The organism is Paraburkholderia sp. (assembly GCF_036488795.1).
Taxonomy (GTDB): Bacteria; Pseudomonadota; Gammaproteobacteria; order Burkholderiales; family Burkholderiaceae; genus Paraburkholderia.
In genome coordinates this window covers 1-10,742 of sequence record NZ_DASXHA010000115.1, presented here as the reverse complement: position 1 = coordinate 10,742, position 10,742 = coordinate 1, and the positions used below count along the sequence as shown (strand labels likewise).

Sequence of the window (10,742 nt, the reverse complement as noted above, 5' to 3'; positions counted from 1 at the left end):
AAGACGCAGGGTACGATTCAGAACGTGTTGCCGGACTACTCGGCAGGCGTGGATCCGCACTTCGTCCAGCAGGTCGCGCGCTAGCAAACGGACGGCGTGAGCGTGTGGTGTCGAACAACCCGCGACATCAGCGCCCGCGCCGCTCGACCCTCCCACGCCAACCGGTATTCCCATGAGCGGTCTTGAGATTCAACGACTCCACGTCGCCTTCGAAGGCACCCGCGGCGGGGCGCCAACGATAGCGCTCGCGGATGTCGATCTGCATATCGAAGCCGGCGAGTTCGTCGTGGCGCTCGGTGCATCGGGTTGCGGCAAGACGACCTTGCTCAACTGCATCGCCGGATTCATCCAGCCGGGCAGTGGCGAAGTCCGCCTGAACGGCGAACCGATCAACGGACCCGGCGCGGATCGCGGCGTGGTGTTCCAGAAGTATGCGTTGATGCCCTGGCTCGATGTGCTCGACAACGTCGCGCTCGGCTTGCGATTTCAGCACGTGCCCAAAGCGCAGCGCGAGCGCATCGCGCAGCAGATGCTCGCGCTGGTCGGCCTCGATCAACACGCCCACGCGCGCATCTACGAGTTGTCCGGCGGCATGCAGCAGCGTGTCGGCATTGCACGCGCATTGGCGAGCGATCCTCAAGTACTGCTGATGGATGAGCCGATGGGCGCGCTCGATGCAATGACGCGCGAGTCGATGCAGGAACTCGTGCTCGACGTGTGGGGCCGCACACGCAAGACGGTGTTTTTCATCACACACAGCGTCGAAGAAGCCCTGTTTCTGGCGACCCGCCTCGTGGTGATGACGCCTCGGCCGGGGCGCATCGCCGAGAGCTACGATTTGCCGTTCGCACGACGCTTCCTCGCCACACGTGATGCGCGAGCGGTGAAGTCGTCGCCCGATTTCATTGAATGGCGTGAGAAGCTGGTGCGTCGCCTGCATGAGCGCGCGCCGGATGAGGTGCTGTCGTGACTGTTTCGCATGATTCGTATGGCAAGGTGTCATTGCCGCCAGTGGCGGGTGCCGCAAGCACTGCACCGGCAGCAGCAGCGCCTTCGACCGTGAAGCCGCAAGCCGTGCGCGCGTGGCGCATGCCGGGCGAGGGCCCGACCGCGGCCTTGAGCGCGAGCTCCGTTGCCGCGCTCGCTGCGCTGTGGTGGCTGGCCACGCATCTGCACTGGTTGCCGCCGCTTTTTCTGCCATCGCCTGAAGCGGTGTGGCATGCCTTCATCGACGCATGCCACGGACGCATTCAGGGCGGCCTGCCCTTGTCCGAGCATCTGGCGTGGAGTGCGCTGCGGGTGTTTGGCGCGTTCGCGCTTGCCACCGTGACGGCGGTGCCGGTGGGAATCCTGATGGGTGTGAGCCGTGTGGCGCGTGGCCTGCTCGATCCGCCGCTCGAGTTTTACCGTCCGCTGCCGCCGCTTGCGTATTTGCCGCTGGTGGTGATCTGGTTCGGTATCGACGAGACTGCCAAGATCGTCGTCATCTATCTGGCGTGTTTCGCGCCGATCGCGATGGCGGCGCGCGCCGGAGCACGCAGCGCCACGGTCGAGCAGATACATGCCGCGTATTCGCTTGGCGGAAAATTTTCGCAGATCGTCCGTTACGTGGTGCTACCGGCCGCGTTGCCGGAGATTTTGACCGGCCTCAGGATTGCGATCGGGTTTGGCTGGACCACGCTCGTCGCCGCCGAAATGGTCGCGGCGACCGCAGGCCTCGGTCAGATGGTGCTCAACGCGTCGAGCTTCATGCGCACGGACGTGGTCGTCATGGGTATCGTGCTGATCGGTCTGATCGCCTGGGTGTTCGACCTGGGAATGCGTGCGCTGGAGCGGCGGCTCGTGCCGTGGAAGGGGCGCGGTTAATGCATGGGTTTATAGCGCTGCTTGCGAATTTGCACATTTAATTTTAGCCTTCGCAGGTTGGATGGCGTAGAACGATCACAAGATACACGCCCGAGGGCGTGTCCAATCCGGTCTATTTCGAAGGTGCAGACACGTGGGAAATGGCATTGATCGCGCGGATCGTGGTTTGGACGCTGACTGGCCGTACCCGCGGCTCGTCGCGCATCGCTGCGGCGGCACGCTGGCCCCGGAAAACACGCTCGCGGGCTTCGACGCCTGCAAGCGCTTCGGCTACACGATGGTCGAATTCGACGCCAAGCTTTCGTCTGACGATCAGGCCTACCTGCTGCACGACGACACGCTCGAGCGCACCACCAACGGCCACGGCGCCGCTGCGCAACGCAGCTGGCAAGAGCTGCAGACGCTCGACGCCGGCGCATGGTACGGCGCGGACTTCACCGGCGAACGCCTGCCCACCCTCGCGCAAGCCGCTGCCCGTTGCGCGCGTGACGCCATCGCAGCCAACCTCGAAATCAAACCCTGTCCCGGACGCGACACACTGACCGGCCAACTGGTCGCGCGTGCCGCGCTCACGCTGTGGCAGGCACAGACGCCGCCGCTCCTGTCGTCGTTTTCGCAAGACGCGCTCGCTGCGGCGCAAGAAGCGGCGCCCACCTTGCGACGCGGCATGCTGTTCGAAGCGCTGCCCTCCGACTGGCTGCGCGTCGTACGCGAACTCGATTGCGTGTCGCTCCATGCGAGCCACAAGCATCTCACTGCTGAGCTGGTCGCCGAGATTCACGCGGCGGGCTTGCGTGTGCTGGCCTACACGGTGAACGACGCGGCGCGTGCGCAACTGCTCGCGCAATGGGGCGTTGACATGATTTGTACTGATCGCATCGACAGGCTTGCGCACGACATGCTGCCCATGCCGGATCACCGGGCCCCTTGAGGCCGGAGGCGCTCGTGCTGAAGCCGGCGGCGGCGGACCGCACGCGCTTGAACGACGCTCGCATTTGACAATCCTTAACGGTCGGATGGCGCGATCCATCCTAATATTGTGAAGTGAGCTTCGCCGTAACACTGACCGTACCCGAAGCCCACGAACAACAATGTCTCCGATATCCTGTTGAAATGCCTTCCCGCCTCGAGGAAGGCATTTTTTTGCGCGGACGGCTTTCGACGGCCCGCGACGGGTTGCCCGACGCACGGATTCCGGAATGCCCGACGCCGCCTGTCCGGATTTCCGGAAAGCTGGACGGCGGCTGCGGCGACGCTCAAAAAAACCCATAAAAATCAACGGCGAAAGGCCGTTATTCAACTGGCATCGACCTTGCAAAGTAGAAGCGCGGCCGCAAAGGCCCGACAACTAAAGCATGGAGACAACGATGTCCGATTTCCCCTCCCGGTATTTCTAGGTTTGTCGTCTTGTCGCGGCCCGATGCCGTGCACAGGCGACACGTCCATTCGTTCGCATGATGCGCAGCGTGGCAGGCCATTGGCTCATCCACATCGCAGGAACCATCGTGAAAAAACCCATCCATAAAGTGCTCTACGTCCAGGTGATCATTGCGATCATGATCGGCATTGCTCTTGGTCATTATTCGCCGGACTTCGCCATCGACATGAAACCGTTGGGCGACGCCTTCATCAAGCTGATCAAGATGGTGATCGGCCCGATCATCTTCTGTACGGTCGTGACCGGCATTGCCGGCATGGAAGACATGAAGAAGGTTGGGCGCGTGGGCGGCAAGGCGCTGCTGTACTTCGAGATCGTCTCGTCGTTCGCGCTGGTGCTCGGTCTGATCGCCACGCACGTGCTCAAGCCGGGCGTCGGCTTCAACGTCGATCCGGCAACGCTCGACGGCAAGGCTGTCGCGTCGTACGCCGCGAAGGCGCACGGCCAGAGCACGGTCGATTTCCTGATGCACATCATTCCGAACACGATCACGGATGCGTTCGCCCAGGGCGAAATCCTGCAGATCCTGCTGATCGCGATGCTGTTCGGCAGCGTGCTCGCCACCCTCGGCGAGCGCGGCAAGGTCGTCACGAATCTGATCGAAGGCTTGTCGGGCGTGCTGTTCGGCATGGTGCGCATCATCACGAAGCTGGCGCCGATCGGCGCGTTCGGCGCAATGGCGTTCACCATCGGCAAGTACGGCATCGGCTCGCTGCTGCCTATGCTCAAGCTGATCGGCACGTTCTATCTGACTTCCATCGTGTTCGTGGTGGTCGTGCTCGGCGCGATTGCGCGGATGGTCGGCTTCAACATCCTGCGCTTCGTTGCGTACATCAAGGAAGAGATGCTGATCGTGCTCGGCACGAGTTCGTCGGAAGCCGCGCTGCCGCAACTGATGCTGAAGCTCGAAAAGCTCGGCTGTTCGCGCTCGGTGGTGGGGCTCGTCGTGCCGACCGGCTACTCGTTCAACCTGGACGGCACCAACATCTACATGACGATGGCCGTGCTCTTCATTGCGCAGGCCACCAACACGGATCTGACCTGGACGCAGCAGCTCACGCTCCTCGCCGTGACCATGCTGACCTCGAAAGGCGCGAGCGGCGTGACGGGCGCAGGGTTCATCACGCTGGCGGCAACCCTTGCCGTGGTGCCGACCATTCCGCTGTCGGGTATGGTGCTGATTCTCGGCATTGACCGCTTCATGAGCGAATGCCGCGCGCTGACCAACATTGTGGGTAACGGAGTGGCGACGGTGGTGGTGTCGGCCTGGGAAAACGAGCTGGACCGCAGCAAGCTGCGCGCGGTATTGCGCGGCGAAGCGGCCGCTGTCAAGGAACCTGAAACGGCGCAAGCCTGAGCGCATGCGAGCGGGCGGCGCAGTGCCGGTGGATGATCGAGCCGCCCGGTATGCCACAATATCGGCATCCCACCGACCGGAATCTCACAACGTGACGCGCCGCCTGCTGATCCTCTTCGCGCTCGTCGCCGGGCTCGTGGCGGCGTGCGGGCTGACGTGGAGCATCACGTGGCAGCGCGGTATCGACAATCTCCGGCGCAACGCCGCGGTGCGTGTGGATCGCACGGCCAACGCGCTCAAAAGCACGCTCGAACGCTACGAATCGCTGCCTTATCTGCTCGCCGAGCATCCGTTCGTGCAGGACGTGCTGGTGACGCCCAATCCGGCGAACGTCGAGCGCGCGAATCGCTACCTCGAAGACCTCAACCGTCACGCGCGCGCGACCGCCACCTACATCATCAAGGCCGACGGCCTGTGCGTTTCGGCGAGCAACTGGCAGGAGCCGGAGAGCTTCGTCGGCGTAGAGTACCGGTTCCGCCCGTACTTCATCGACGCAGTGAACGGCGGCGTGGGCCGCTTCTTCGGCATCGGCACGATTTCGCATGATCCCGGCTACTACATCTCGCAACCGGTGCGGCGCGACGGCAAGATCGTCGGCGTAGCGGTGGTCAAACTCAATCTGGAATGGTTTCAGGGCGCGGATGCCGCCGAGCCGCTGATCGTCACCGACGACCACGGCGTGATCTTTCTCTCCTCCGTGCCGGCGTGGAAATATCACACCGTGCGCCCGCTCTCCGGCGCGATTGCTGACTCGATTTATCAGACGCGCCAGTACGCGCAGCAGGAGATCCCGCCGCTGCCGGTGACGATCGAGCGCACGCTCGAGGGCGACGCGCAGATCGTGCGGATCGGCGGCGGACGGTATGCGCCGCGCTATCTGGCGTCGCGTCGTTCGATGGGCGAGCCCGACTGGCATCTGATCACGATGGCGAGCGTGGACCCGGTCGATACCGACGCCCGCAACGCGGCCGTCGTCACGGGCTTCGGCTACGTGTCGCTGTGTTTGCTCGCGTTCTACTGGAGAATGCGGCGCGCTCGCTTGCGCGAGATGATGCGCGGCCGCGAATTGCTGCAGCGCGCGTATGCCGAGCTGAATCAGCGGGTTGCGGAGCGCACGGCGGATCTGTCGCAAGCGAACGAGCAGTTGCAAAAGGAAGTGGCTGAACGCACACGCGCCGAGCAGGAGTTGCGCGCGGCGCACGACGAACTGATCCAGGCCAGCAAGCTTGCCGCGCTCGGTCAAATGGCGGCGGGCATCACGCACGAGCTGAATCAGCCGCTCGCGGCACTGCGTGGTTTCTCGGACAACACGCGGGTGCTGCTCGAACGCGGCGATCAGGCATCGGCACGCGAAAACCTCGAAGCGATTGCCGCGCTGACCGAGCGCATGGGCAAGATCACGAATCAGTTGAAGCTGTTTGTGGGACGCGCGCGGCCGCGCAGCGCGCGGGCGCCGCTCGCGCGTGCACTGCGCAATGTGTTGGCGTTGCTGGTGAAGCGCCTGCAGGATGTGACGGTGGAGATCAGCGTGGTCGATCCTGACGCGGGCACGCGCGAACGCTTCGATCCGGCGCACGAGCATCCCGAGTTCGTCGCCAATTGCGATGACTTGAGGCTCGAGCAGGTGCTGATCAATCTGCTGGGGAATGCGTTGGATGCAACGGCCGGCGCTTCGTCAGCCGCTGGCGTGGTGCCGCGCATCCAGATCGAAATCGAAGTGGCGCAAAGCACGCTCGCCATCTCCGTTCACGACAACGGCCCCGGCATTGCGGAGGACGTCCTGCCACGCCTCTTCGAGCCGTTTTTTACGACCAAGGAGATGGGGCAGGGACTCGGCCTGGGGCTGGCGATTTCCTCATCCATTGCACGCGACGCAGGGGGCTCGCTGGTCGCGCGCAATGCGCCCGACGGCGGCGCGCTATTCGTGCTGACGCTGCGGCGGGCGCACGTGCAGACGGTGGACACACTCGCGACAGGTTCTTGAATTCACGCGCTCAGGTATTCGGCATGCGGATGCGCACGCGCCTGATGCGCGCCAGGCTCCAGGGTGGTAACGACAATGGTCAACAATAGTTTGCCGGTGCTGTATATCGAGGACGACGAACTGGTGCGTCGCGCGAGCGTGCAGAGTTTGCAGCTTGCCGGTTTCGACGTCACCGGCCACGCGTCCGTCGAATCCGCGTCTCGTTCGATCAGCGCGGATTTCCCGGGCGTGATCGTCAGCGACATTCGCTTGCCGGGTGCGAGCGGCCTCGATCTGCTCGCCCAATGCCACGAGCGCGCGCCCGAGGTGCCGGTGATTCTCGTCACGGGCCACGGCGATATTTCAATGGCTGTGCAGGCGATGCGCGACGGTGCATACGACTTCATCGAGAAGCCGTTTGCCTCCGAGCGCCTGATCGAAACCGTGCGGCGCGCGCTGGAACGACGCACGCTGGTGCTCGAAAACCACGCGCTGCGTCGCGAGCTGGCGGGGCAAAACACGGTGGCGCCGCGCATCATCGGGCGCAGTCCTGTGATCGAACAGGTGCGGCGTCTGATTGCGAATGTGGCGCCCACCGATGCCGCCGTGCTCATCAACGGCGATACCGGTGCTGGCAAAGAACTGATCGCGCGCAGTCTGCACGAACTCTCGCCGCGTCGTGACAAGCCGTTCATCGCGGTGAATTGCGGCGCGTTGCCGGAGCCGATGTTCGAATCGGAGATGTTCGGTTACGAGCCCGGCGCGTTTACCGGCGCCGCCAAACGCCGTATCGGCAAGCTGGAGCATGCATCGGGGGGCACGCTGTTTCTGGATGAGATAGAAAGCATGCCGCTCGGGCTGCAAGTGAAATTGCTGCGCGTGCTGCAGGACGGCGTACTGGAACGGCTGGGCTCGAACCAGCCGATTCGCGTCAATTGCCGTGTCGTGGCCGCCGCCAAGGGCGACATGACGGAGCACGTGGCATCCGGCAGCTTTCGGCGCGACCTGTTGTACCGGCTGAACGTCGTCACGATTGCGTTGCCGCCGCTTGCCGAGCGTCGTGAAGACATCGTGCCGCTCTTCGAACATTTCCTGCTCGACGCGGCGGTGCGCTATCAACGGCCCGCGCCCATACTCACCGACCGGCAGCGCGCGAGTCTGATGCAGCGTGACTGGCCCGGCAACGTGCGGGAATTGCGCAACGCGGCGGATCGGCTCGTATTGGGTGTGGCGGAAGATCCGCTGACGGCGACGACGGACGACGCGTCGGAGCAGTCGCTCAAGGAGCGCGTCGAGCAGTTCGAGCGCGCGGTGATTTCACAGGCGCTGGAACAGACGGGCGGTGCCGTGGCCGTCGCGGCGGACCGCTTGCAGTTGGGCAAGGCAACGCTTTACGAGAAGATCAAGCGCTATGGCCTCGCGGTGAAGGGCGACGCAGAGCGCTGAGGGTTGCTGCGGTCAGGTGTTCGCCGCGGCAGCCGCTGCGGTTTGTGGCGTCCCGTGGCATCCGCAAAATGCAACGCGCCGTTAGCGGATTCCGCTAACGGCGCGTTTTTGTGTGATGAGTTGCGGGTTCAGGCCGCGTTCAGCGCCTTTTCGAGCAACTGATCCAGCTCGGCAAACTGCGGCTCGCCGACGTAGCGCTTGAGGATCTTGCCGTCCTTGTCGACGACGAAGGTGGTTGGCGTCAGCTGGACGTTGCCGAACTGCCTGGCGGCCGAGCCGTCGTCCATCGCGACCTTGAACGGCAGGCGGCGCGTTTCGCTGTAGTTGGCCACGTACATGGGTGCGTCGTACTGCATTGCCACCGCGACGAATTCGAGCCCTTTGCCCTTGAAGCGGTTATACGTCTGAACCATTTGCGGCATTTCGTGCATGCAGGTGTCGCAGTTCGTGGCCCAGAAGTTGACCAGATAGACCTTGCCCTTCAGGTCGGCGGTGGACACTTTCTGGCCGGACAGCAGCGTGAAGGTGGCATCCGGCACATGTTGCTGGCCGTTGAAGGCGAAAAAGCCGGCAACCGCGATGGCACCGGCGACAACCGCCATCGCAATGTAGCGAATCGGGCTGGCGCGCTTCGCAGCGACAGGAGAAGGCGTAGGGCTCATGAAAGGGACCTCGAGATTCGCGCGGCGCGCGCGGAATGTAGCGTCGGTATTGTAGCCCCATTCCCGGGAGGCGGCAGGCGGCCGTTCGTCAGCGGATAATGCGCTTTCCGCCTTTTTTGTGTCCGCCTCTGTCCCTATGTTCCGCCGTGATTTTCGATTGATGGTTTCCCAAGGTTTGCCGCGCAAGGTGTTCACACGGATCGCCCGCCGGGTCGCCGGTATCAGGCCGGGCGCAGCGGGCGGGTCGCGGTCGCGCTCCATGGTGCGCAGGCTGGTTGGCGTGCTGACGCTGGGCGCGGCGCTCGCCGGCTGTTCGCCGACCTACGACTGGCGCACGATCATGAACAACGACAACGGCTACACCGTCGATCTCCCCGCCAAGCCGAGCAACGACGCACGGCAAATCGAGGTGGGCGGCACGCCCATGCAAATGGCGATGCAAACCGCCGAGGCCGGCAAAGCGGTGTTCGCAGTCGGCACTTTGATGCTGCCATCCGATGACCCGCAGATGCAACGCACCGCCCTGGACTTCCTGCGTACCGGCCTGGCTCGTAACGTCAGCGCCAGGCCGGACGCGCATGCCGTGCAGATTCCGTTGGCGGCCGGGGGCCAGGTGCCGGGGCTGGAAATGACGCTGAACGGTAAAGCGGGCGAACAACAGGAGACACGAACCATCTACGCACGATTCGTCGCGCATGGCCGGCATGTCTATCAGGCGGCGATCATCGCCAGCCAGCCGCTGCCGCAGGAACAGGTGGATCAGTTTTTTCAGTCATTTCAACTGTATTGACGTCTGCTCGAAGGCAGAATACGGCGCAAACGATCACAACCGGCGGCCGTAGATTGTTAAATTCAGTGAAAGTTCCGCCGTAGGTTATCGCGCTAATAGCTGGATTTTATGGAGCTTTTTCTGTTACCCACAGGACCTGTGGATAACTTTGTGGAGAACCGTGCCAAAAAACGCGCGAAAGCCCGTCTGGTGGGCCTTCCATCAGGTTGCCCCTGTTTTGATAACTTTGAAAAACGCTGTTAAATCAATGGCTTGAGCAAGGCGCTCGAGACATATCTTTCAATCACACAACGACGCGTCGAAAAGGTGTTTGTGTGCATAAGTCAAGTCTTGACAGCGATTTTTTTTACTTTATCCACTGGCGAACGCGCGGCGGTACTGCACCGCTTCTGCAATCTGCGCACCGGTCGGCGTGGTGTCGCCGGCCAGATCGGCGATGGTTCGCGCGACTTTCAGCACCCGGTAATAGGCGCGCGCTGACCAGCCGAAACGGTCGCCCGCCTCGCGCAGCAATGCCTCGCCTGAAGCGTCCGGGCGGCACACTTCGTCTACTTCACGCCCGCTCAGTTCCCGATTGGTTTTGCCCTGCCGGGCCAGTTGCCGGGCGCGCGCCGCGCTGACCCGTTCGGCAATTGCCGCGCTCGGCTCCGCCGCCGCGACCGAACGCGCCGACAGCTCCGCCGGCGTGAGCGCCGGGATTTCAAGCTGAATGTCGATACGGTCCAGCAGCGGCCCCGACAGTTTGCGCAGATATCTGGCGGCGATTTCCGGCGTACAGCGGCAGCGGCCGTTCGGGTCGCCGCGCCAGCCGCATGGGCAGGGATTCATCGCTGCGATCAGCTGACAGGCCGCGGGGAAATCCGCCTGCAGCGCGGCGCGTGAAATGGTGATGCGACCCGCTTCGAGCGGTTCACGCAGGGTCTCCAGCACGTGACGATCGAACTCGGGAATCTCGTCGAGGAACAACACGCCGAGGTGAGCCAGGGTGATCTCACCGGGCTGCGGCGGATTGCGACCGCCCACCAGCGCCGCTGCACTGGAAGAGTGATGCGGCGCGCGGAACGGCCTCTGCCGCCATTGGGCGGGTGAAAAGCCGGACATGCTGGCGGACAGCAACGCGGCCGAGGTCAACGCTTCGTCGTCGGTCATGGGCGGCAGCAGGCTCGGCAGGCGTGCCGCCAGCATCGACTTGCCGGCGCCCGGCGGCCCGACCATTAGCA

9 protein-coding genes are annotated in these 10,742 nt (G+C 63.6%); 7 read left to right on the top strand and 2 right to left on the bottom strand.

Translation table 11 applies throughout. From position 1 onward, the window contains the following. The first annotated feature begins 172 nt into the window (after window positions 1-172). The 6 genes from VGH41_RS17075 (at window position 173) to VGH41_RS17050 (ending at window position 8,070) form a co-directional block, all read left to right on the top strand. The gene (locus VGH41_RS17075) at window positions 173-970 is read left to right on the top strand and encodes an ABC transporter ATP-binding protein (protein ID WP_331598678.1); all 798 of its coding nucleotides are present in this window, start codon (window positions 173-175) and stop codon (window positions 968-970) included. A gap of 89 nt (window positions 971-1,059) precedes the next feature. After that, entirely contained in the window at window positions 1,060-1,866 is an 807-nt protein-coding gene (locus VGH41_RS17070; protein ID WP_331598680.1) for an ABC transporter permease subunit, read from the top strand. Between the two features lie 133 nt (window positions 1,867-1,999). Continuing rightward, a complete protein-coding gene (gene ugpQ, locus VGH41_RS17065) occupies window positions 2,000-2,797 on the top strand; it encodes a glycerophosphodiester phosphodiesterase (protein ID WP_331598677.1) in 798 nt (265 codons plus the stop codon). A 574-nt stretch (window positions 2,798-3,371) separates the two neighbouring features. Next, entirely contained in the window at window positions 3,372-4,661 is a 1,290-nt protein-coding gene (locus VGH41_RS17060) for a dicarboxylate/amino acid:cation symporter (protein WP_331598676.1), read from the top strand. A 4-nt stretch (window positions 4,662-4,665) separates the two neighbouring features. Continuing rightward, window positions 4,666-6,645, top strand: a complete 1,980-nt coding sequence (locus tag VGH41_RS17055) for a sensor histidine kinase (protein WP_331598675.1) — start codon at window positions 4,666-4,668, stop codon at window positions 6,643-6,645. A gap of 75 nt (window positions 6,646-6,720) precedes the next feature. Beyond that, window positions 6,721-8,070: a sigma-54 dependent transcriptional regulator gene (locus VGH41_RS17050; RefSeq protein WP_331598674.1), complete on the top strand. Its 1,350-nt coding sequence runs from the start codon at window positions 6,721-6,723 to the stop codon at window positions 8,068-8,070. Between the two features lie 128 nt (window positions 8,071-8,198). Here the strand turns inward: VGH41_RS17050 and VGH41_RS17045 are convergent, their stop codons facing one another. Further along, window positions 8,199-8,732, bottom strand: coding sequence for a TlpA disulfide reductase family protein (locus tag VGH41_RS17045; RefSeq protein WP_331598673.1), 534 nt, complete (start codon window positions 8,730-8,732; stop codon window positions 8,199-8,201). A gap of 259 nt (window positions 8,733-8,991) precedes the next feature. Here VGH41_RS17045 and VGH41_RS17040 point away from each other — a divergent pair, with 259 nt between their 5' ends. Further along, complete coding sequence (locus tag VGH41_RS17040; RefSeq protein ID WP_331598679.1) at window positions 8,992-9,522, top strand: hypothetical protein; 531 nt, start codon at window positions 8,992-8,994, stop codon at window positions 9,520-9,522. A 351-nt stretch (window positions 9,523-9,873) separates the two neighbouring features. Here the strand turns inward: VGH41_RS17040 and VGH41_RS17035 are convergent. Next, window positions 9,874-10,742 (bottom strand): YifB family Mg chelatase-like AAA ATPase (locus VGH41_RS17035; protein WP_331598672.1); only part of this gene is annotated, 869 nt, incomplete at its 5' end.